Annotated in this window: 25 protein-coding genes; 10 read left to right on the forward strand and 15 right to left on the reverse strand. The window is 66.6% G+C overall.

Features of this window, described 5'->3' with window-relative positions:
- Nucleotides 1-4 precede the first annotated feature (4 nt).
- The 11 genes from ACWGJ5_RS20160 to ACWGJ5_RS20210 all read right to left on the reverse strand — a co-directional run bounded on the left by ACWGJ5_RS20160 (nucleotide 5) and on the right by ACWGJ5_RS20210 (nucleotide 7033).
- The gene (locus ACWGJ5_RS20160; RefSeq protein ID WP_453311014.1) at nucleotides 5-1156 is read right to left on the reverse strand and encodes a tyrosine-type recombinase/integrase; all 1152 of its coding nucleotides are present in this window, start codon (nucleotides 1154-1156) and stop codon (nucleotides 5-7) included.
- Nucleotides 1156-1338 (reverse strand): helix-turn-helix domain-containing protein, encoded by a 183-nt coding sequence (locus ACWGJ5_RS20165; protein WP_030250171.1) that lies wholly within the window; start codon nucleotides 1336-1338, stop codon nucleotides 1156-1158. Before ACWGJ5_RS20165 ends, ACWGJ5_RS20160 begins: the two co-directional genes overlap by 1 nt.
- Nucleotides 1331-2629, reverse strand: a complete 1299-nt coding sequence (locus ACWGJ5_RS20170; protein ID WP_453311063.1) for a replication initiator — start codon at nucleotides 2627-2629, stop codon at nucleotides 1331-1333. The genes ACWGJ5_RS20165 and ACWGJ5_RS20170 overlap by 8 nt, the downstream gene beginning before the upstream one ends.
- Before the next feature lie 146 nt (nucleotides 2630-2775).
- The gene (locus tag ACWGJ5_RS20175) at nucleotides 2776-3021 is read right to left on the reverse strand and encodes a SpdD protein (RefSeq protein ID WP_453311015.1); all 246 of its coding nucleotides are present in this window, start codon (nucleotides 3019-3021) and stop codon (nucleotides 2776-2778) included.
- Between the two features lie 21 nt (nucleotides 3022-3042).
- The gene (locus tag ACWGJ5_RS20180) at nucleotides 3043-3237 is read right to left on the reverse strand and encodes a hypothetical protein (protein WP_071375220.1); all 195 of its coding nucleotides are present in this window, start codon (nucleotides 3235-3237) and stop codon (nucleotides 3043-3045) included.
- Between the two features lie 16 nt (nucleotides 3238-3253).
- A complete protein-coding gene (locus tag ACWGJ5_RS20185) occupies nucleotides 3254-3445 on the reverse strand; it encodes a mobile element transfer protein (protein ID WP_453311016.1) in 192 nt (63 codons plus the stop codon).
- A gap of 4 nt (nucleotides 3446-3449) precedes the next feature.
- On the reverse strand, nucleotides 3450-3635 hold the full coding sequence (locus ACWGJ5_RS20190; protein ID WP_453311017.1) for a hypothetical protein: 186 nt from the start codon (nucleotides 3633-3635) through the stop codon (nucleotides 3450-3452).
- 2 nt (nucleotides 3636-3637) lie between these two features.
- Nucleotides 3638-4279: a DUF2637 domain-containing protein gene (locus tag ACWGJ5_RS20195; protein ID WP_453311018.1), complete on the reverse strand. Its 642-nt coding sequence runs from the start codon at nucleotides 4277-4279 to the stop codon at nucleotides 3638-3640.
- Between the two features lie 83 nt (nucleotides 4280-4362).
- Nucleotides 4363-5718: an FtsK/SpoIIIE domain-containing protein gene (locus ACWGJ5_RS20200; RefSeq protein WP_453311019.1), complete on the reverse strand. Its 1356-nt coding sequence runs from the start codon at nucleotides 5716-5718 to the stop codon at nucleotides 4363-4365.
- Nucleotides 5718-6074 (reverse strand): SCO3933 family regulatory protein, encoded by a 357-nt coding sequence (locus ACWGJ5_RS20205; RefSeq protein ID WP_030740373.1) that lies wholly within the window; start codon nucleotides 6072-6074, stop codon nucleotides 5718-5720. Before ACWGJ5_RS20205 ends, ACWGJ5_RS20200 begins: the two co-directional genes overlap by 1 nt.
- Nucleotides 6075-6244: 170 nt before the next feature.
- Nucleotides 6245-7033, reverse strand: coding sequence for a GntR family transcriptional regulator (locus tag ACWGJ5_RS20210; RefSeq protein WP_071375225.1), 789 nt, complete (start codon nucleotides 7031-7033; stop codon nucleotides 6245-6247).
- Between the two features lie 110 nt (nucleotides 7034-7143).
- Here ACWGJ5_RS20210 and ACWGJ5_RS20215 point away from each other — a divergent pair, with 110 nt between their 5' ends.
- The 4 genes from ACWGJ5_RS20215 to ACWGJ5_RS20230 are packed head-to-tail and all read left to right on the forward strand — an operon-like array spanning nucleotide 7144 to nucleotide 8741.
- Complete coding sequence (locus ACWGJ5_RS20215; RefSeq protein WP_453311064.1) at nucleotides 7144-7551, forward strand: NUDIX hydrolase; 408 nt, start codon at nucleotides 7144-7146, stop codon at nucleotides 7549-7551.
- 46 nt (nucleotides 7552-7597) lie between these two features.
- Nucleotides 7598-8026 (forward strand): ATP-binding protein, encoded by a 429-nt coding sequence (locus tag ACWGJ5_RS20220; RefSeq protein WP_453311020.1) that lies wholly within the window; start codon nucleotides 7598-7600, stop codon nucleotides 8024-8026.
- Entirely contained in the window at nucleotides 8020-8367 is a 348-nt protein-coding gene (locus ACWGJ5_RS20225; RefSeq protein WP_453311021.1) for a hypothetical protein, read from the forward strand. The genes ACWGJ5_RS20220 and ACWGJ5_RS20225 overlap by 7 nt, the downstream gene beginning before the upstream one ends.
- Nucleotides 8364-8741, forward strand: a complete 378-nt coding sequence (locus ACWGJ5_RS20230; RefSeq protein ID WP_453311022.1) for a hypothetical protein — start codon at nucleotides 8364-8366, stop codon at nucleotides 8739-8741. The genes ACWGJ5_RS20225 and ACWGJ5_RS20230 overlap by 4 nt, the downstream gene beginning before the upstream one ends.
- A 359-nt stretch (nucleotides 8742-9100) precedes the next feature.
- Here the strand turns inward: ACWGJ5_RS20230 and ACWGJ5_RS20235 are convergent, their stop codons facing one another.
- Complete coding sequence (locus tag ACWGJ5_RS20235) at nucleotides 9101-11968, reverse strand: NACHT domain-containing protein (protein ID WP_453311023.1); 2868 nt, start codon at nucleotides 11966-11968, stop codon at nucleotides 9101-9103.
- A gap of 1477 nt (nucleotides 11969-13445) precedes the next feature.
- On the opposite strand from ACWGJ5_RS20235, the gene ACWGJ5_RS20240 reads away from it, so the two are divergent.
- Nucleotides 13446-13817, forward strand: a complete 372-nt coding sequence (locus ACWGJ5_RS20240) for a hypothetical protein (RefSeq protein ID WP_453311024.1) — start codon at nucleotides 13446-13448, stop codon at nucleotides 13815-13817.
- 423 nt (nucleotides 13818-14240) lie between these two features.
- Nucleotides 14241-14627: a hypothetical protein gene (locus tag ACWGJ5_RS20245; protein WP_453311025.1), complete on the forward strand. Its 387-nt coding sequence runs from the start codon at nucleotides 14241-14243 to the stop codon at nucleotides 14625-14627.
- Between the two features lie 451 nt (nucleotides 14628-15078).
- Here the strand turns inward: ACWGJ5_RS20245 and ACWGJ5_RS20250 are convergent, their stop codons facing one another.
- Nucleotides 15079-15252 (reverse strand): hypothetical protein, encoded by a 174-nt coding sequence (locus ACWGJ5_RS20250; protein ID WP_453311026.1) that lies wholly within the window; start codon nucleotides 15250-15252, stop codon nucleotides 15079-15081.
- Between the two features lie 218 nt (nucleotides 15253-15470).
- Between ACWGJ5_RS20250 and ACWGJ5_RS20255 the strand changes: the two genes are divergently transcribed.
- Nucleotides 15471-15749, forward strand: a complete 279-nt coding sequence (locus ACWGJ5_RS20255) for a hypothetical protein (RefSeq protein ID WP_453311027.1) — start codon at nucleotides 15471-15473, stop codon at nucleotides 15747-15749.
- A 459-nt stretch (nucleotides 15750-16208) separates the two neighbouring features.
- Here the strand turns inward: ACWGJ5_RS20255 and ACWGJ5_RS20260 are convergent, their stop codons facing one another.
- Nucleotides 16209-16547, reverse strand: a complete 339-nt coding sequence (locus tag ACWGJ5_RS20260) for a DUF1801 domain-containing protein (protein ID WP_453311028.1) — start codon at nucleotides 16545-16547, stop codon at nucleotides 16209-16211.
- A gap of 175 nt (nucleotides 16548-16722) precedes the next feature.
- Between ACWGJ5_RS20260 and ACWGJ5_RS20265 the strand changes: the two genes are divergently transcribed.
- Genes ACWGJ5_RS20265 through ACWGJ5_RS20275 form a run of 3 tightly spaced genes read left to right on the forward strand, consistent with a single transcriptional unit; the run spans nucleotide 16723 to nucleotide 19948 of the window.
- Nucleotides 16723-17376, forward strand: a complete 654-nt coding sequence (locus tag ACWGJ5_RS20265) for a response regulator transcription factor (RefSeq protein ID WP_450672837.1) — start codon at nucleotides 16723-16725, stop codon at nucleotides 17374-17376.
- A complete protein-coding gene (locus ACWGJ5_RS20270) occupies nucleotides 17367-18635 on the forward strand; it encodes a sensor histidine kinase (protein ID WP_453311029.1) in 1269 nt (422 codons plus the stop codon). The genes ACWGJ5_RS20265 and ACWGJ5_RS20270 overlap by 10 nt, the downstream gene beginning before the upstream one ends.
- Before the next feature lie 38 nt (nucleotides 18636-18673).
- The gene (locus tag ACWGJ5_RS20275; RefSeq protein WP_453311030.1) at nucleotides 18674-19948 is read left to right on the forward strand and encodes a COG4705 family protein; all 1275 of its coding nucleotides are present in this window, start codon (nucleotides 18674-18676) and stop codon (nucleotides 19946-19948) included.
- 230 nt (nucleotides 19949-20178) lie between these two features.
- On the opposite strand, the gene ACWGJ5_RS20280 is transcribed toward ACWGJ5_RS20275, so the two are convergent.
- Nucleotides 20179-20940, reverse strand: coding sequence for a response regulator transcription factor (locus ACWGJ5_RS20280; protein ID WP_453311031.1), 762 nt, complete (start codon nucleotides 20938-20940; stop codon nucleotides 20179-20181).
- Nucleotides 20941-20968 lie beyond the last annotated feature (28 nt).

Raw genomic sequence — 20968 nt, forward strand, 5'->3', positions numbered from 1 at the left:
GCGATCACTGACGACCGGGGCGCCTCCTGAGCAGGCGGTCCATGTGGCTCATGGCTTCGCGCTGCGTGTCCTGGACGACGTGGGTGTAGACGTCCATCGTGATGCTGATCTGGGAGTGGCCGAGGATCTCCATCACTACGCGGGGCGCGACTCCGGCAGCGGTGAGAAGCGTGGCCGTGCCGTGGCGCGCGTCGTGCAGCCGGATGACGCGGAGGCCGGCGGACTCCGCGACGCGAGTGAACGAGCGGTAGAGGTTGCGCGGCTCGATCGGACGGCCGGTGCGGGTGGCGAAGACGTAGTCAGACTCCTGCCACCTCTCCCCCGCCTTGGTCCGAGCTGCTGCCTGCCGCATGCGCTGCCAGCGCAGGGGCGCGATGCAGAGGGCGGGCAGCGGGACGGCACGGCGACGGCGGCTCTTGGGGTCGTCGTCGTACAGGACGCCACGGCGACGCTGGACCTGGTGGCGGACGTAGAGGACGCGGTTGTCGAGGTCGACGTCCGACCAGCGAAGGCCGACGATCTCTCCCCGGCGGAGGCCCATGGCGATGGCGAGCACGAAGGCCGCGTAGAGCGGGTCCTTGCGGGAGGCGGCGAGGAAGTCGAGCGTCTCGTCCAGGGTCCAGGGGTGCAGCTCGGGTGTGTCCGAGCGAGGCGGCTCGACGAGCTTGGCGACGTTGCGCGTGATCAGTTCCTCCCGGCAGGCGGAGGACAGCGCGGAGCGGAGAACTCGGTGTGATTCCTTGGCCGTTGCTGCGGTGGTGTCCTTCTCCAGGCGCACGAGGAACCGGCGGACGTCGGCGACGCCGAGGGATTCGAGCCGCTTGGTACCGAGGAGGGGCACCAGGTAGAGCCGGACGTGCGCCTCGTACTTGTCGAAGGTGCTGAGCTTCCGCCGGGGCTTGACGACATTGTCCAGCCAGTACGGCAGCCACTCCGAGAGCTTGGCCGACTTGGTGGGCACGGGCACGCCCTGGTCCACCTTGTCGAGCAGGGCCCGGCGTTTGGCGTCGCATTCCGCCCAGTCCTTGCCGTAGGCGAACTTGCGGGCGCGGGTGCCGTCCGGCTGGAGCACGTAGACCGCGCACTGAAAGCGACCGTCCTTGCGCTTGGTGATCGTGCCCGCGCCGTTGGGGTTCCGCTTGCGTTGCTGGGCCATCAGGCCGCCGCCTCCAGTTCGTTGGTGATGTATTCGCGGACAGCCCGTGCCGGGATACGGCGGCACCGGCCGATGGTGATCGAGGGAAGACGCCGGGAGCGGATGAGGTCGTAGACCGTGGAGCGGCCGAGCTTGAGCCGCGCCATGACGTCCGGGACCGTCAGCAGCTCGTCGTCATGCACGGGTGGGTTCTCCTTCCGTTCCGGGGGCGGGTTCGAGGGATGCGGCAAGCCAGGCTTCGGCCTCGGAAAGTCCGGTGCCGGCGAAGACCCAGTGGGCGAGGACGAACGTCGTGTCGGTCGGGCGTTCGTCGGTTGCCGCCTGGGCGCGGCGCCATTCGGCGCGGGCGTCGCGGAGGGCGCCGAGGGTGGTGGAGTAGCGGCGGGACTTGGTGGAGAAGTGGCCGCGGAATCCGAGCATGTGGGCCCAGGCGCGCAGGCGGAGGTGTTCCAGGTCCTTGCGGGCGCCGAGGGTCCAGGCGGTTCGGATGAGGCGGCGGGCGTGGTCGCTGATGTCGAACTGGGCGAGTTCGGCGGCGAACTTCAGCGGGCGATCGAGAGCGCCCGTCGCGGTCTCGGCCCCCTTGATGGCGTACTTGGCGATGTACGCCGCTACGGCCCGCTCGGTCAGCTCCTGGCCGTCGTTGAAGTCGGCGGAGCAGATAGTGCGGACGTCGAGTTGGCGGCCGAAGGCGAAGGCGTGCGCGCGGCCGTCGATCACCGGGCCATCAACGCGGACCTTGTCGGCGGCAGCCTCGATGGCGTCGGTGAGCAGTTCAGCAGTCGCCCAGGCTGGGGGCGGGGTCTCTCCCCCGCCAGGGCCGTCGATGCGGATCACGGCGTGGAAGTGGACCGCACCACGCTTCTGGTACTCGGCGACCTTGGCGAAGGAGACGCGGGCGTGTTGGCGGAAGCGGCGTTGTGACAGGCCCGCGCGCTTGGCGACCTCGCGGCGCAAGTAGACGGAGAAGCGGCGCCAGAGCTGCCCGGCGTGGGCGTTCCACAGCACGGCTGCCTCGTAGTCGTACGTGTCCGGGTGAAGCGGGGTGCCAAGGGCGTCGTCGTCCTGGTCGTGCTGGGTGCCGCAGCGGCAGGGGCGGCCGTCGGTGCGGCGGTTGTGGACGGGACCGAAGCCGGGGGCGGTGAAGGTGGCGAAGACGCGGGGGTGTGCGGCGACGCGTTCCGGGGTGCCCTTGCCGCCGCGCAGTCCGGCGGTGATCAGGTGGAAGGTGTCGCGGCGGTAGACCTCGGCGCAGGCCGGGCAACGGGTGGTGCGGCGGTTGTTGCAGCGGACGAGGAGTTGGCCGGCCGGGAGGGTGGTCGAGTCGAGGTGCTGGAGGACTCGGCCGATCTCACCGGTGGTGGTGTCGACGTCGTACTCGGTGCGGTGACCGTCGAGGCGGATCGGGTTGGTGCAGCCGCCGAGCCCGGAGAGCTGCCGGAGGAACTCGGGCAGGGTGCCGTGTTCAGCCAGCCTTGCGAGTTCCGGGAGCGGGGGCGGCGTGGTGCGGGTGAAGATGGCGGTCTCCTTCTGACTGACTGGTTCGGTCGGGAGAGACGGGCCCCGGGGCGGCGGATGCTTGGCGGTATCGGGCCGCCCCGGGTGTCAGGCGCTGTTCTTCAGCGCCGGTGCTGCTCGCGGAGCAGGGAGCGCAGGACCACGGCGGCGACGGCTACCGAGATGGCCGTGACGGCAACGGCAGCCAGGAGCGCGGTGAGGACCACCCCGCCGACGATCACGGTCGCGATCGTCTTGTTGTCGATGGACACCGATGGGAGCGAGCGCCGGACGGGCGCCGGTTCGGCCGGGGTGTGGGTGTGCGCGGGCGGCGGAGTCGGGCTGTCGGGGTACTTGGGCAGGAACACGGCCTCTCCTTATCTACTCGTCTAGGTATGTGAGCCGTTTATGACGGTCACGCCGGAGCGCGTGCCGGACTCGATGGCCGGGCCCATGAAGGTGTGCGAGAGCCAGAAGCCGAAGAGGGCGATCAGGACGACGATCCACGGGCGGACGCCGAGGAACTTGACCGCTCCCCAGGCGAAGAGGCCGAGGACAAAGACCAGCGGCAGGCTGACGGTCACGGTGGGCAAAGTCCTTTCAGCGGACGGGGCAGCGGTGCGTGCGGGCGGCGAGTTCGGCGGCGGCGCGGCTGTCGTAGTCGGCGGAGAAGCCGCAGCGCGGGGCGGTGCAGGCGGCGGTGTGCTTCTCGCGGCCCCGGTTGTCGTAGGCGGTGCCGACCTGGACGGGGCCGATGCGGGTGACGTCGCGGAAGCGGCGGTTGGCGGGCATGGGTTCAGTCCTCCTGTCGCAGGCTCGTGCCGGGGAAGGCGTCGAGGATGCGGGCGGCTTCAGAGGGGTCCGGGGTGAGTTCGGCGGCGGCTTCGGCGAGGAGCCGGGCGAGCGTCGTCCGGCCGCTTGCGGCCATCTCGCGGGCAGCTTGGAGGTAGTCGGCGGCGGCGTTGAAGGTGAAGAGGGGCACGGTCAGCTCCCTGCTGGGGTTAGGTGGGCGGCGATGGCTTCGGCCATGGGCGCCGGGACGCCGAGGCGGGCGCGGAGGGTCGGGGTGTCGATCGGCGTTCCGGTGCGGGTGTGGTGGTCGGCAGCGACCTTTCGGGCGTGTTCGACCAGGGCGGCCGGGACTGGCACGGCGGACGGGGCGGGGCGTTCGTCGGGTGCCTCGATGGCGGGTTGGGCGGGCGGCTCTGGCGAAGGTTCGGGCTCGTCGCCCTGGTCCTCGGTGCCGAGGGCTGGTGTCGGCGTCGGTGTGGAGTGGGCGAGGAGCGTTCCGCCGAGGAAGGCGACCGCGGGCCAGCCCGCGACGAGGATGCGGAGCCATGCCGACACCTGGTGCATGTCGAGGAGTCCGGCGGTGGCGACGTTGGCGCCGAGGGACGCGGTGAGCGCGATGACGAACCAGCACCATCCGGCGGTTTTCGTGTCTCCGGACCGGAGCCGACGCCAGGCGGCGACGAGCAGCAGGTCAACGCTGATCGGGTAGGCCCACGCTTTCCACCCGTCCTGTCCGGCGGCTGAGGCGATGTCGTGCAGGTGGGCGAAGGACAGCGCGGCGGCGATGGCCGCCTGGACGAGTACCGCGTCGACGCGGGCCAGGTGGGCGCGCATGCTGCGGCTCCTTTTCGGGATCGGACATGGGAGGGGTAGGGACTTGGCGTGAGTCGGTCAAGCCGACCGAGTAGGAGCGAAGGTCAGTCGGTCACCGGTCGTGGCTTGACCAGCGAGACCGGGGCCTCGGCCGGTCGTGCGGGTACGTCGGGCCGGAAGGGCTTGAGCGAGGGCAGGTCGGGCACCAGGTGCGCCGACTCGCGGCAGGCTTCGGCGGCGTCGCCCAGGGAGAGGTACGGCGTGCGGATGCGGGACCAGCCGCCGGAGGTGTCACCGGCCACGGCCAGGCCGGGACGCTCGGGGGCGATGGCGCAAGCGGCATAGACCGCTTCCGGTGCGATGTCGCCGAGCGCCATCTTTGCGGAGGCTTCGTCGTTGACGCGGTGGCAGACACGGCCGGTCAGCTGGGCCCGGAGCATGGTCGCGCCCTTGCCCAACTCGGCGCCGAAGCGCTGTCCGCAGACCTCCAGGTAGATGCCGGCGGCGCGGCCGAGCTGGGCGAGGCGGATGAGCTGGGTGACCATCTCGTCCCGGCGTTCCTCGTCCTTCTTCGTGGCGACGAGGAAGAGTTCGGCCACCTCGTCAACGAACAGCACGATGGGCACCGGGCGTTGTTTCTCGGGCAGGCCCCAGATGTCGGAGGTGATCTCCTCGTCCGGTGTGTCCGGCGCGATCCCCTGTCGGGCCTTGATCAGGTCGTATCGGTCCTCCATTTCCTTGACCAGCACGGGCAGCAGTTCGGATGCCTGTTCCGGGTCGGTGGCCAGCGCCGAGAGCCGAGCGGCGAAGGGTGCCAGCTCCACGCCCCGCTTGCAGTCGATGCCGACCAGGGCGACGGGCTGAGGGGCGAGTCCGACGATCAGGTGTCGCAGGTACATGGATTTGCCGGACAGGGTGGCGCCGAGGGTGAGTTGGTGCGGGATGGTGCGGTAGTCCCGGACGAACGGCATGGCGTCTTCCCGAAGCGCGACCGGAACCTTGCGGGGCATCCGCACCCGTCGTAGCACGTCGTAGCCGACCAGCCGCAGCTCAACCACGCCTGGCTTGACGGTCGTGACGTACACGGCGTGCACGCCCCAGGCATGCCGCAGCCGTTCCGCCGAGGCGGCGACGTCGGCGGGTTCCTGCCCCGGCGCGAGCCGGAGCCGGATACGGAGACCGGTCGAGGCGGGCCGGATGAATCCCCGGCGGGGCGACACCGGCCGAACCTCACGGTTGGTCGTGGCTTTCACAGCGAGGATCCGGAGCCGGGAGGGCGCCACAGTCAGGCCGCACGCTTCCATGACCGAGCTGTACGAGCCCAGCAGCCGAGCCGTGGATATCGGCAGGCCGACCGTGGACCAGTACACCGCCGGGTGCTTGGCCCGGGTGTAGGCGGCCCCACCGCCGAGCGCGGCGAGGGGACCACCCACCTCCAGGAGCGTCGTCAGATCGGTCATCAGGCAGCGGCCCCGGTGGCGGCCGGGAACGCGGCCGGGGTGACGGCGGCGGCCCGGTAGGCGATGCCGTGTCGCTGCTGCCCGTTGAACACGGACTCCCACGGCCGGGCGACCAGCCCCGGCAGCGAAACCGGCGCCCCGAGGGTAAGCCCCTCGGAGATACCGCCCTCCGGGACGGTGACCTTGATCAGCGACGACTCGCCGTCCTCGATGTAGACGACCCCGATCGTCATCAGGGCCTCACCGCTGTTCGCGTCCTTCGCGATCTCGCCCGTCTGCCGGTCGCGGACCTTCGGCTCAGGGGCCTCGGTGAGGAGGATCGTCGCGGCGGAGGTCTCAACACGGATGGTACGCAAGGAAGTTCCCCTATCTACTCGTCTATACAAGAGTCTGCCTGTGAACCCGATCTCCCGGGTCCGTGCGGACCACTGTGCCACACAACTTGCCCACTCGTCTATACGAGTAAGCGTGTTGGGGTGTACGAGTTCGGGAAGGCGCCCCCGCGCACCACCGCAGACCACCCCGTTCAGGTAGCCGGGAGCTGGTACGACAGGACGTACGCGTCCGCCGCCATCACCGTGTCGCAGACCTCGACGGCTCGCCCCTCGCTGTCGAAGGCGGTCCGGATCAGATGGATGACAGGCACGCCGGCCGCCAGGTGCAGCGTCTTGACCTCGGCGGGCGAGGGCATCCGGGCGCGGATCTCTTCCTCGAAGTGATCGAGGTGATGGCCCAGCTCTTCGAGGCGGGCGTAGATGCCACCGGGACCGGGGTTGGGTTCGGCGATCGGCGTGCCCCGCGCGATGTCGAGCGGGAGGTAGGAGGTCGCGAACTCGACGGGTCGACCGTCGAGGAGGTAGCGCCGCCGACGGGCGAGCACTCGCCGGACGGACCCGAGCCGCGTGGAGATGTCCTGGCTGGCCTTCTCCTCCTTGACCTCAAGGCTGTCGACCTGGGGGTGACTGCCGGCGGCATCGGCCTCGACGATGAAGGCGGACTTGCCCTGCTCCCGGTGCCGACGGGCGAAGCGGTCGGAGGCGAGTCGGCGCACGGGGGGACGCGGCCGGACAAAGACACCCTTGCCGTGCTCGGCGTGGACCAGGCCCTCGCCCGTGAGGATGGAGAAGGAGTTCCGGACGGTCATCCGGGACACTCCGTAGTGCTCGACTAGCTCAGCCTCGGAGGGCAGCTTTTCGCCCTCTCGGAATCGCCCACGGTCGATGGCCTCGCGCAGCTGATCAGCGATCTGACGGAAGACCGCGCGATCGCTCGTGGGGTCGAGATCGCCGAGGAGGCCGGAAGGGAGAGGGCTCACGTTGAGTACTCCTTTAGGTATCTAGACGAGTGGGCGAGTGTTGTTGCTACGGTGGAGAGCCTAGCCAGCCGAGAGGGCCGAGGATCGTGAGCATGGACCGCCCGCACTCCGTGAGCGTCGCCGGAGTCGTCGTCGACGACCACGGCCGCGCCCTCCTGATCCAGCGCCGCGACAACGGCAAGTGGGAACCCCCGGGCGGCGTCCTCGAACGCGAGGAGACCATCCCCGAGGCCCTGCAACGCGAAGTTCTCGAAGAGACCGGCATCAAGATCGCACTTCCCGCGACCCTGACCGGCGTCTACAAGAACATGAAGGGCTTGATCGTCTCCCTGGTCTTCCGTTGCGAGGCCGCCGACGGCACGCCCACCACCGGTGACGAGACCCGCGCACTGCGCTGGGCCACCCGTGAAGAGGTCACCGAGCTTGCCGACGAGGCGTACGCGATCCGCGTCCTGGACGCACTCGACGCGGCGTCCCCGCCGGCCATCCGCGCCCACGACGGCGTGAAACTCGTCTAGCCCGAACCCGCTGCACATGGCGGCCTACCAGCACGAAGGAACTTGTATGCACGAGTATACGAGTACAGCCCGGGTCTGGGGGCTGAGTTGCCCAGGATTCCCGGAAGAAGTGAGCCGGGCCCGCCGCTGGACCCGTGACATCCTGCGTGGATCGCCCTTAGCGGCGGATGCCGAGCTGATCGTGAGCGAGCTGAGCGCCAACGCGATCCTTCACACGGCCAGCGGTCTGGAGTCCGGCAGGTTCCACCTGGCCCTCGCGGTCTCCCCACAGGTGATCGCCCTATCCGTCACAGACGACGGAGGCGCGGCGATGGCCCCGAAGGTCGAGGACCAAGCCGAGGAGGCCGAGCACGGCCGAGGTCTGAGCATGGTCACCACGATCGCTCACCGGGTCGTGGTCCACGACAGCGACGGCGGCCACACGGTCACCGCGGAACTCTTCGCACAGCCCGGCCCAGAGGGACAGTCATGCTGACGTCGGCCCTTGTTGAGGACCTACATGCGGCCGGGCAGTACGGCTCTTATCAGTGCTGGGCCGCCGCCTACCCCTTGCACGAAGTCCGCGCCATCACACTGGGGTCCCACGCCGCCACAAGTCGCCGTCTGGCGCTGCGTTGGCTTCAGGAGCGCACGAGTCACATCACGGACCAGCTCGACGCCGCATACGCACGACCAGGCCGCCACTGGCTCACCGACGAGCCGGAGCACGAACGAGCCCTTGCGTATCTGGCCGCAGGAACGGCCTACCAACTCACCTTGTACGACGAGAACACGCGCTACGTGCTCGTGGCGTATCCCAGAGGAGCGGCATCGTGACGGAACTCGTACGCGGCTACTGGTGCGAGTGCTGGACTGAAGACCTCAGCAGCGGCCAGCCGTCGGCGCTCCGGGCAGCTTTCGACGCGCACTCGGCACCCCAGGCAGACAGGTGGGTCGCGGTCACACTCCGCACGATCTCACCGGCGCTGGACTCCGACGCCTCCGACCTTGCGTGGGCTTGGCTGTCCCAGGGCCGGATCGCAACGCGACGAGCCCTCTTGCGCTTCGAGCCTTGCTCGGTCACGGTCACTCAAGACCACACACGCATCACGTGGACAATCCGACCGGTGCTCTTTGTGCCGGTCGCCCACCGCCAAGGGGTGGAACTTCCCGCCTGCGCATACGACTTCAAGCCCCACGCAGCCGACTGAGTTACAACTTTCTCTACTGGTTCAAGGCGGCTCGCTCCGCTCCCCGCGCGCGGCCCGACCCCCGGCCGGGCCTGCGCTCCTGTCTCCGCCCCGCTCCAGCCCGGCCGGCGCCCGTCCCGCGCGCACAGCAATCAGCCGCCTGCCGTCAGAGAAGGGGTACGTCGTGGCTAGGGCGGTCAGCTCCACGGCTTTACGGAGCCACTTTGGCGCGAGCCTCGAAGATCATGGCCCCAACGTCGTGCTTTACCGGGCAGGTCCACAGACTGCCCGACGCGCCGCAAGCTTACGGGGCCATGATCACTCGCGCCAAAGCAGCGCCACCCCAAAGCCGCTACGCCGACCTCTGTGTGCGACCTGTATCAATCTCTTTCCGGCTCTTCAACAACGAACGAATGCCGCCCTGAACACCATGCAGGAAACCACGACGGGACTATATCGTCACGCACAAAGGAGCTGAGCTCTGACTGCGAGAAAGTCTGAGGCATGTCGCACGAAAGTTCCCCAACCCCATTCAGACGTGTTGAAGCAGCCCGCTCGAACCATTCCTGCCCATACACATAGCCAACAAGTTCATGGAAGTCATGGAAGCTTGGAGCCAATACCTCGTAGAGAAAGCAACTAACCCACAAAATAAGGTCACGATCGCTTTTCTCAAGCTCTAGGTCAGAGAACTCTGAGGCGTCCAGAGAAGGAAGGTCAGAAGCGAAGAGCCTGCACGGAAACAGCAACTCCTGCCCGTGTAGCATCGTTGGAATCAGACCCCGCTCAAGGGAACGGGATACCAGTGTTTCACCAGCGCATACTTCCCGCCGCCACACTCTCCGCCTTAGGTCCATGAACAACGGCCCGGGAGTGGAATCGCCGAAGGCGCGAGCATACAGCAGCCAGGAACTCGGAACTCTTTTAAATTGATCGATGGACACAATTCGATTGTCCAGCAGATACGCAAATAGAGCAGCATCGTCGATCTGCTCGAAAGACTGCTCAGAGGCAACATTCAGCAGATCCTCGCCCCATGCAGAATCAAACATAGAGGTTTCATTTCTGCAATAGAATCTAGCCCACCGCAGCAATGCCGATTTTGCCCGCTCGGGCTGCTCCCTGAGAGCAGAGACAAACCTGTTTCGCGGATCTCTGTACAGATCAAAAGTCGCCATCGCCGTGACGTGATCGGACTCAGGCGAACCATCCCCCCAATGCTGGAACAACGCATCAAAGATGAGCTTTGTTGAGTCAGGCGGAAGTGGTGCAGCATTCATGATACGCAAGCACAATGAAATGTACTTCGGTGCATTCTTCCAGCCAAGGCCGCGAGCCTTCTCCATAAGTCCGGCTACGACTTCACGAGCGCCACCATCGTATTTATCATCGGCACATTGGAAGATGACGTCAGCGAGCACGGAGCTAGCATCCGCCTCGTAAGCACGCGTGATCTCCTTCACGATCTCATCGATAGATCGCGAACGCCGCACAATAGCTTCGGCAGCGAAATACTCCATAAAGGTTCGGTGTGTGAAGCCGAATAGACGCTGGTCCCGATCGTCAGTACCCTGGTAGGTCAGAAGCCAGGCACGATCGGCGCAGAAATCGAGGAAGTCCTGTGCGCGGCTACCAGCATCCACCTCATCAACAGATGCCGTCGCGGTGAAGAACTGTGAAATGATTTTTCTTAGCTGCTTCTCTTGCACGCCAGCTTGAGCACTTTGGCTCTTGTAAAAGAAAAGAGCCAGTTCCTGCATTAGCCGTGTCCCATATTGCCGATGGTCTACGGGTTGCTCGATATGACGCATCGCGTCCCATCGCTGAAACAAGAGGTCGGCACAAGCCTTATAAACTTCACGCCGATTCCTCGGAATGTACCCGCGGGCACGATAAAGGGCGCACAACAGCGAAAGCATGAGCGGGTTCGTTCGCACATCTGGGACATTTTCCGTCTCCCGCAGGAAGGCATCCCTCTCTGCCGCACTTCTCTCTGTGGCCTGAAACCACTTACCCGTGTATTCCGCGACTTGGTCGTCCGAGAAATCATCCAGCTCGTAGACCGAGAATTCGCTACTGAAGGGCGCTTTCCCGTAACCGACGCGGCGAGCTGTGACCAATACGGGGATGAGCGGATACCGCGCAGCAAAGGATTCAATAACGCGAACGAACTGTTTGCGACGGACTATGTCGATGATCTCGTCGATGCCATCGAAAATGACGAAACAGCGCCCAAGTGTGGCAAGGTCGTTCAGGCCCTGATCACTGATATCGAGCTGGAGATTTTCCTTTATCGACTTACTGATGGCGCCCAGAATATACGCGCTGCCATCTGTGTTGGATACCTCCTTGCAAGCGACAACAACAGCCGCATATGCGTCGTTTGACGCATCGTCCTTCGACAACTGATGGACTAGATGCTGAGTCATGGTGCTCTTACCCACACCAGGACTGCCAATCACGACACATCGCGGTCGGCCAGTAGGTGAAGTGAGAAAAGAGTCTCCACGCTGGATATAGGCGTTCTGCAGCCTAAGCGTCCGGGAAACGTAGAGCGCTCCGTAGTCGAAGCGGAAGTTCTCTACAGAATGACTAATAGCATGGGCTAGATTAAGTTCCGCATAGTGACGCTCAGATGCGGCCCGAATATCGGTCAGATAGTTCCTGGCTTTCGCAAAACGAGCAGGGTCGCCCAGGATGTCAACGATTTCGCGAAACGCGATATTAGCTGGACGCGACCTCCCTTCAATCTTCTCCGTGGAACCGACATAAGCTGTAATTCTCGCCAATTCGCCATGGCTGATATGCGACAGGGCCTTTTCGCTCGGAAATACGCTCTCCATGTGCGAAGAAATGATCTCCCAAAGGTCTCCCGCGAGGTTTGCCCAGATATATCCCCTCTCGATGCAAAATTCATCGGCCTGGATAACGAACGTCTCGCGATACTCTTCGGAGATCTCAGCGAAGATCTCCTTTTCCCTCACTCCCAGCCTTGCGATCAGCATGAACTGGAAGAGGGCTACCGACTCTGGGAGTTCGACGAAAGTTCGAATCTGCTCGACCTGGTCCTGGGTCAGCAGTGTCAGCGGGTTACCTTCGAGATTCTCTAGGAGGAGGCCACCCCGCTCGTCTGTCTCTTCCGACCAGTCGTCAACTACTGACGCCTTGTCGCGGACTGGAGCCGACGATCTCTGCACCGCCGCTGCCGCAACCCGCCCCACCGCACCGATGACTGCCGGATCCACCATCTCATCTCCCCTCGCCGTGACCACATCCTGGCACTGATGCGCTACGCCATGCAGCCAGATGCCTTGAAGATGGTCATCAGGCGCGCTCGATGGCCCGGCCGGCCAAGCAACACCTGGGCAGGCCGATGGTGTCTGGCCTTCAGCACTTTACGAGGACGACCGTAAACGGCTGTTCCAGGACGAGGGGGAACAGGAGACACAGTGGGTGCGTTGACTTAGCACGACAGTGCTTGCGTTGTCCAGCGGTTCGCACTCGTCACTGACTAAGCGATAGTTTCCCATCAGGCCACCGCCGAGGAACGCCCGAAAGGGTCCCGCCAGCCGGATATGGGCAGGCCGCTACCTGCTCCGCCGTCCCTCGTCCTCGGGAGGGGCGGCCCAACGCATCCGCTGCTCACTGCCTGGGCTAGCGACGACACGAGCAGCAACGTGGCTGATGCCGGTGTGGGTGCCCGAGGCACACGCGTGCCCAGTCGATCGGCGCACCCTTTCTTCGTGGCTGACTGTCGTCGGCTGAGGTTCGTGCCACAGCCATGCCAGATACAGGGGCAGCCAGGGTCAGTGGGGGCGCACTGCGGTCCAGTTGCCGGATGCCGCACCAGGTATCAAGGCCGCAGGTCAGCGGCACCAGTACCCACCCTCTCTCCTAAAGCGGTGATCGGTGGCATCCCGTCACCTTCGCGTGCCCAGCCTGGCCCGGCGAAACCTCAGCCCGACCGTTCACTCAGGTCAGCGAGCGACCCCGCGCAAATGATCGCAGCGTCCCAAGCTGAGAGCCCGACCGTCGCGGCTCCTCCTGATCGGCGGGAGACCGAGTAGTTGAGGCCGGTGAGGCGCAACCAAGGCACACGGCCGCCTGACAGCTCGACGCACCCGCCGTAGGGGCTGGCCGTCATCTGTTGGCGTCCAGGGGAGGCGTTGCCCTTCTGTCTATCCCACCAGCACAATCACAATGGTGTTGACCATTCCAGCCGGTTCGCCCTCCGCTTGATCCTGGCTGCCCTACCGTGAACCTCACGCACAGCAAGCAGGGGGGATCGTGAGCACACCGGAATCGCCGAAGAGACCACCGCGACCTGACGAAGTCGCCGCCTTCCATAACGGCGACACTCTTGAGAACATCCCCGTCATCCGTGACGCGCCACCCCATCGCTTTCCGTGGAAGGCCACGATCACGGGAGGCGCCCTGGCGGTGCTCCTCGGCGTTTGCGTAGCCCTGTTCTTCCACCAGCCAGTGGCAGGCGGTCACGCCGCCAATGCCGCAGCGGCTCCCCAGAAGGCGCACAGTGCTCCTGCTCACCGTGCGACGACGACGGTCTCCACCCCGTCCATGACTGCAACCTCCGGGGCGGGCACGGCCCCGTCTCTCTCGGCGAGCAGCGTGCCGGCATGCGTTCACGTCACATACAAAGCCCCTCACGGCGCAGCCAGCTGTAAGGCGAAGGCGGAGGTCTGTACCCCGGGGGCGCCCTGGTACGTGGCGGACATCGAGGCACTCTGCGGCGGGCCGGCGCCTCTTCAAGCCATTCACGTCATCTCGGAGCCACCCACAGGCGGCGATCCCGGCTCCAGCTACTGTCTGGCATGGACGGGCAGCAGCGACGGCACGGGGAAAGATGCCACTCTGCTCATGAACGCACCGGGATACCAGTGTGGGGCTGATCTGGTGGGCACCGACGGACAAGCCATCCGGGCGGACGGCACATCCGTCTTCTACGGCAGTCCTCCGGACTGCGCCGAGTCGTACCCCGACACCCGGATGACCTACCCGGCCGTCCTGGACTTTCCGAACGACGGTGGTGCGCAACCCCCTGAGTATGTCTGCGTCGTGGCCAATGCGGGTGCCTGACATGTGGATCCGAGGAGAGCCGCGATCCACCAGGCATCAGCTGCTGTACAGCAGCGGGGTACAGCAACCTCAGCAACCGACAGCGCCCAACGGCGTCCCTCACAATCCACCCGTACCCCCGTATGACCCTCGCTGACCGATCTCTCTAGAGCTACCGATCAGAAGGTGCGGCGGCGGTGTGCACACCACCGCCGCACAACAAGCGCACCAGATCGGGCGGGGAACAGCGGGGAATCACGGTGAACAGTGCTCAGCCAGCCCAAGCTACGTTCCAACTGTTCGCCGAGGTCGGCGCCCCAACCGGCTCTAAGTGCCCCCAGCTTCCCAAGCTGAGAGCTCGGCTGCCAGCGCCGCCTGCGTGCTTCCGTGCGCCCCCGGTCGCGCCGCTCCAACGCCCCTGGCATCACCGAACCATGACCTCGCATGAACGGAATTGGGAAGTACTGGGGTTGGATCGTCTTCGCAGTACTCATTGCGGGCTGGTTGACCTTCAACTTCGGACCAGTCGCGCTCATCGTCCTGTCCGGGATCAGCGCCTTCTACTTCTTCTTCAGCGTGCCCGTCTGGTGCGGTGCGGAGGGCCGCGGCGGCTCATGCCGCAACAACAGCTACGGCGCTCTCATGGGTTGCCACCTTCGCCAGCACAAGTGGCAGAAGCTCAAGATGCTCTCCTGGAGTGCGCGTTGGGCACGGCTCCGGCAGGAGCTGTTCCAGAACGCGACCACCACCCTGGCCAGCGTGGGTGGCATCCTGGCGATCACGTCAGGCATAGCCGCTACGTTGCAACCGCTGTTCGGTGGCGGTTGGTGACCGAGCCGGCTGACATCCACGTCTGACATCAACGACAGCAGACGTAGGCACCCCCAGGAGACCGTACGTGGCCCACCCACTCATGAGCTGCCAGGAGCTCCGAGCCGGGTGATCGAACTCCTAAAGCGGGTGTCGCAGGTTCGAATCCTGCCGGGGGCACCAGGCAAAACGGCCCGGACCGATCATGGTCCGGGCCGTTTTGACGGCAGCAATTGACGGCAGCAATTGACGGCAGTCGTCTTCTCGCGCCCCAACAGCGCTCATGGCGAGCAACCGCTACAGGGAAGCAGAAGGAGGGCCTGCCCCTCACTCCTTTACGGGGCCATGATCACTCGCGCCAAAGCAACTCCCGGCCAAAGTCGCTACGCCGACCGCTCTGTCTGGTGCGACCCGCACATGGACAGGAAGTTGTTGATCCAGAATGCATGCATGGACCTCACACCCCCTGAAATCAGCTGCTGTCGTGGCACTCGCGTTCGGTGGGGGACTGGCAGGCCTGACACAGTTCGTGCCGCCCTTCGAAAGTGATCACGCTTCCCCAGCCGTTGCACACCTCGCAGTCGGCAGCCAAAGCGGCGTTCGCGCGGGGGTTGGACTCGGGAGCGGCCATCGTTCCGTAGGTCATTGAGCTTCTCCTGGCGTCGGGGCTGTCCCGGTGTGCACCCCCTCGGCTGCACGATGCCCAGCTTATTCCGTTTAATGTCCGATTGTGCCCATTCATATAGATTTTATGACCGCTTTGCCTGTAGTGGCAGCCGGACTCGCCTGCGGCCGGGGAAATCGATCCCTGAAGTGGTGCCGTGGCGGGGTGGTCGGCCGACCGGTCGAGGGGGGCGTGGCAAGGTGCAGCTGTCGGCAGAGCGCTCGACCTTGGCGGCGACCACGTTCACCTGTCACGATCAAGCCGTGGTCAACCTTTCGAAGATCGCGAGGCAGGCAGACATCTTCCTCGACCTGATGGGCGTGGCGGTCGGTTCACTACTGCTGGTGATCGGTATCGAGACCTACCGCGATGGTGGGTCAGTGGGCTGGCCCATCGCCGGATCAGTGCTGTTCTTGATCAACCTCTGGGTAGCCTGCCGTCGATTCGTCCGGCGCAGGAAGCCGACTCTGTCGTCGTAGCCGCACGCAGCCAGCCCCCGTGCCCCATGCGTGCCCGATAGGGCGGCGACCGACGGGGAACAGCGGGGAACCACGGCGCGCAGCCCAGGAACGCGCAGGTCAGCGTTTTGCCAGCTCAGGCGGGATCCGCATACGCGATCTTCCAAACAAGTGCCGCAGAACCCGAGCAGCGGCGCTCGGCTGGGCCGCTGAGACTGCGTCGATCACGAGAGCCGGTGCGCCCCGTATGAGCCGCCTCAGGCCCTTGCCCTTGATCGATCCCGTTGATCGAGGTCCCCACTGAGCACACGCCTGGCAGTTTCGACGAAGGCCTGCTCAAGTTCCTCGCGGCGATCCGTGAACTCCGTGTAACGCACGGAGTGGATCTCTAGCAGAGCATCGCTCTCCGGGGCCGCTACGCGCAGGCATGCCTTGAGAGGGCCCGCCTGGCTGTTCCTGCGTGCAGGGCCGGGTCCCCGGTCAGGGCTTCAGCGCGGCACGGATGAGAGCGCGCAGTTCATCATCGGTGACGGCCGCCATGTCCGTGGACCGCAGCCGAATGGTGGCCTTTCCACTGATGAGCGTGGGATGGCGGGAGCTGAAGCCGCCATCGCGGTCCGTTCCCCACCCGTAGATCGAGACGCCGTGCTGCCAGACACCAATGTGCAGCCTGCGCTTTTCGACCCGGTAGGTGGGCATTCCGTAGGACAGCGCCACGCTCGTCCGCGGGAATTCCTCCAGGATCAGCCCGCTCACCCGGTCGAAGAGCCAACGGTGACCTGGCGCAATGGAGTCGACGTACTCCTGCACAGAGTCCATGCGACCCATTGTGGTGCTCCCGCGAACACCGCTGCTGCGGGCTCGGCCCCTCGCGCCCGACCGTCGCGGCTTCATGGCAGGGCAGGGGCGCGCGGCACCAGCGGACTGCTCCCGATCGTCAGGCGGCTGACCAGGGCCGATGGAGAACTGGGACGGGAGTATCTAGGGTCAGCACGTGGCTTTCATCATGGTGTGCGAAGACGACGCGGCGGTCCGCGACGTCCTCAAGCGCGCCCTGGAGCACGACGGCCACACCGTCTCCGTCGCCGCCACGGCCGACAGCCTGCTGCGGCAGCTCGCACCGGCGCCCCATCTGGTCGTCCTGGATCTCGGGCTCCCGGACGCCGACGGCCGCGACGTCTGCCTGGCTCTGAGGGCTCGCGGCGTCGACGCGCCGGTGTTGATGCTCACCGCCTTGGACGGCCTGCATCACAAGGTGGGCGGCTTCGAGGCCGGCGCCGACGACTACATGACCAAACCCTTCGACATCCCGGAACTGCTGGTCCGCGTCCGGGCGCTGCTGCGCCGGGCCACCGTCGCGCCCGCACCGCGCGAGGTCGTCCTCGATCCGGCGAAGCACGTCGTGACCTACGATTCGGTGAGCATGAGCCTGACCCCGACCGAGTTCCGGCTGCTGGGCCGCCTGATCGCCTCGCAGGGCGACGCGGTACGCCGCCACGCCCTCATCGCTGCCGGCTGGCCGCACGGGGCGCAGGTCAGCGACAACACCCTCGACTCCTATGTGCGCCGGCTGCGGGCCAAGCTCGGTCCGCTGGGTGTGGCCGAGCGTCTGGCGACCGTCCGCGGCGTGGGCTACCGATGGCAGTGACGGGATTCCGCAGAAGCGTCGTCGCGCTCACTGTGCTGATCGCAACCGCCGTGGTGGCGATACTGGTCGTGGTCTCGCACGTGCTGCTGAGCGGGGTGACGGATGCCGACGCGCGCGATCTGGCACGAACTCGCGCCGAGGCGGTCGCGGCGAACGTCACCGCCAAAGGCGGCCGTGTCGTACTGACGGAGAACAGCAGCGAGGCGCTGGACGAGGTCGCCTGGGTGTATGCCGACGGCCGCCTGATCGACGGGAACGTGCCGCCGAGCGTGGTCGATCGCGTCGAGGAGCTGGCGGACTCGGGGCGATCGCAGACCGCGTCGGTCGGCGATTACCTCCTGTACGCGCGCAAGGTCCCGATCGACGGCCACCACGTCATGGTGATCGTCCGGGTGGATCTCACGCCCTACGAGACATCCGAGCAGCGCAGCCTGACCTTGTCGCTGATACTGGGCGGCCTCACGATCCTCCTCGCGGGCGGTGTCGCACACCTCGCGGTGCGCCGCGCGCTGCGGGTCGTGCACGAGATGGCCGCCCTCGCCGACGACTGGAGCCATCGCGAACCCGGGCGCCGCTTCAACCTCGGAGTTCCCCGCGACGAGTTCGGGGAACTGGGGCGGACCCTGGACCATCTCCTGGAGCGCGTCGACAACGCGCTGGCGGACGAGCGCCGGCTCACCGATGAGATCGCCCACGAACTGCGGACACCGCTCACGGTCCTGCGGGCCGAGGCACAGCTGGCGCAGCTGTCCGGCGAGCCGGTGCCGCCGGAGGCGGTGCTGAGCGAGGTCGACCGCCTCGATGCGGCGATCACTACGATTCTGCGCGCCGCGCGCGCACGGACAGACGAGGGGACCCGGTGCGATCTGCGCTCCGCCGCGCGGCAGGCGATCGCCGGCCGCGCGGTCGAGGTCGCCTTTCCCCCGAAGGTCGAGGTCGCCGTGGCGGCCGACGTCGCCGTGTCGCTGCTGTCGCCCCTGCTGGAGAACGGCCTGCGGCATGCGCGGTCGCGTGTGTGGATCACCGCGCGCATCCAGGGTGAGGCAATCGTGGTCGATGTCCTGGACGACGGCCCCGGATTCGATCCCGCGGAGGTCGACCGGGTCTTTGAACCGGGTGTGACCGGCGGCGGCGGGTACGGGCTGGGGCTGCCCGTGGTCCAGCGCATCGCCACCTCGGCCGGTGTGGAGGTCCGCGCGATCGCGGACGGCCGCGGTCACGTCGAGGTGATGCTCCCGGCCGCGCGTGCGGCCACGTAGTCAGGTTGCGTGCAGGTTCGCCGCGTAAACCTCACCGCATGACAACGACAACGGAAGCACGCACGCGCAGCGGGCGGCTCATGCTCAACAAGGTTCCCGAGGTCACCATCTGGTTCTGGGTGATCAAGGTCCTGTGCACGACGGTGGGTGAGAGCTTCGCCGACTGGATCAACATGAAGCTGGGCGTCGGCCTGGTCAACACGGCCTGGATCTTCACCGCGGTGTTCGTGGTGGTCCTGGCCGTCCAGCTGCGGCTGAAGCGGTACGTTCCGTTCCCCTACTGGCTGACCGTGGTCGTTGTCAGCGTCACGGGCACCTTGTACACGGACATCCTGACCGACCAGCTGAACGTGCCGCTGTGGATCAGTTCCGCGGTCTTCTCGGTGCTGCTCGCGGTGGTCTTCGGCGTGTGGTGGGCGCGTGAGCGCACGCTGTCGATCCACTCGGTCACCACGCTCTCGCGGGAGTCGTTCTACTGGCTGACCGTCCTGGTCACCTTCGCGCTCGGCACCGCGACCGGCGACTGGACTCTGGAGCTGACCGGCTGGAGCCCGGGCGTCTCGGTGTTGCTGCCGCTCGGCCTCATCGCGGCGATCACGGCGCTGTGGAGGTTCGGCGCGAACCCGGTGCTGTCCTTCTGGCTCGCCTACATCCTGACCCGCCCGCTGGGCGCGAACATCGGCGACTGGCTCGCCTCCCCCAAGGCCGCCCAGAACCCGGGCGACCCGACCGGTCTCGCGCTGGGCACGTTCACCACCAGCCTGATCTTCCTCGGCCTGATCCTGGCGACGGTGGTCTACCTGACGGTGACGCGCCCGGACGTGACCGAGACCCACGAGGCGACCCACGCCGCACCGACCACCAGCAACCCGCGCAAGGAGCGCACCGCGCTTGCCGGCTTCGGACTGCTGGCCGTCGCCACCGCGGGCCTGCTGGTCTGGGCCCACGCCCAGCCGCACGTCGGCCCGGCGCCGGAGACCGACAACACCTCCGCCGTCCAGATGGCTCCCGGCCAGGCGGTGAAGAAGTTCCCGCCCGCCAAGGTCGGAGCGCTGCGGACCCTCGCCTCCACCTCGCTCAAGGACGCACGCTCGGGGAACGCGACCGGCGCGCACGCGGCCGCCCAGTCGCTGCGTGACCTGTGGGACGCCGACCAGGCCTCGCTGCAGCCGCTGGACCAGACCGGCTGGACCTCCATCGACGCCCAGATGGACAAGGTGCTCAAGACGTTCGGCATCGATCACTCGAACCCGCCGATGTCGCCTGCGCAGCAGGAGAAGGAGCTGAACGCCCTCCTGACGGACATGGGCTGACGGACCGCACAGCTCCCGGCCGGTCCACCCGGCCGACGGGCTCAGTGTGCCGAGGCGGCGCAGAGAACCGCGCTTCCTCGGCACACGCCGGCGAGCTGCGGACACCGCAATGCGGCCGGGGCCGCCTGCGGCAGCCCGGGCATGTCCGCAGACTCTCGTGGGGCGGTCGCTGACCGGATGGCGTCGGCCGAATGAGTGCAGACCCTACTGCGCGAACAGGCGAGGGCCAGTCAGCTCTTCGTCCCGGCCCCATCGCTCCAGCCACAGCGCTCGAGGCGGTAGCCATGCCCTCGGAGCGTGGTGATGTGAGGCAACCGGCAAGGGCGGGCGGACTTCTCGGCGGCCTGGGTGAGGCGTCGGCGCAGGCCGGCCATGGTGACGTCCAGGGTCTTGGTGGGGCCGAACCAGTTCTCGTCCCACACCTGTGCCATCAGCGTTTCGCGCGAGACGGCGGTGCCGGAGTTCCGGGCGAGCAGGGCGAGGAGGTCGAATTCCTTCGGCCGCAGCGGGACGTCCGTGTCGTGGAGGGTGCAGCGACGGGACGTGGTGTCGATGACCAGGTCGCCGAGCCGTAGTGGGGGCTGTGGCTGCGACGTGATGGTCTGGCGGCGCAGGTGGGCGCGGAGGCGGGCCAGCAGGACGGTGAGGCTGAAGGGCTTGACCAGGTAGTCGTCGGCGCCTGCGTCCAGGCCGGCGATGACGTCGATGTCGTCGGTGCGGGCGGTGAGGATCACGATCAGCAGGTCGGGGAAGCGCGCGCGCAGGGCACGGGCGAGGTCCAGTCCGTCGAGGTCGGGCAGGCCGAGGTCCAGGAGAACGGCGTCGTATGCGGTGCGGTCCGTCTCCGCCAGGGCCGAGGCGCCGGTGCGGCTCCAGGCGGGGGCGTAGCCGTTGACACGCAGGCCGGTTTCCAGGTGGCGTCCGATGGTGTCGTCGTCCTCGACGACCAGGATGTGCAGGCGACTGCGGTCCGGTGTGGCAGGCGTGCCCATGGCAACAGAGTAGACAGGTCGGTCCCCT

Source organism: Streptomyces sp. NPDC054783, assembly GCF_053611725.1.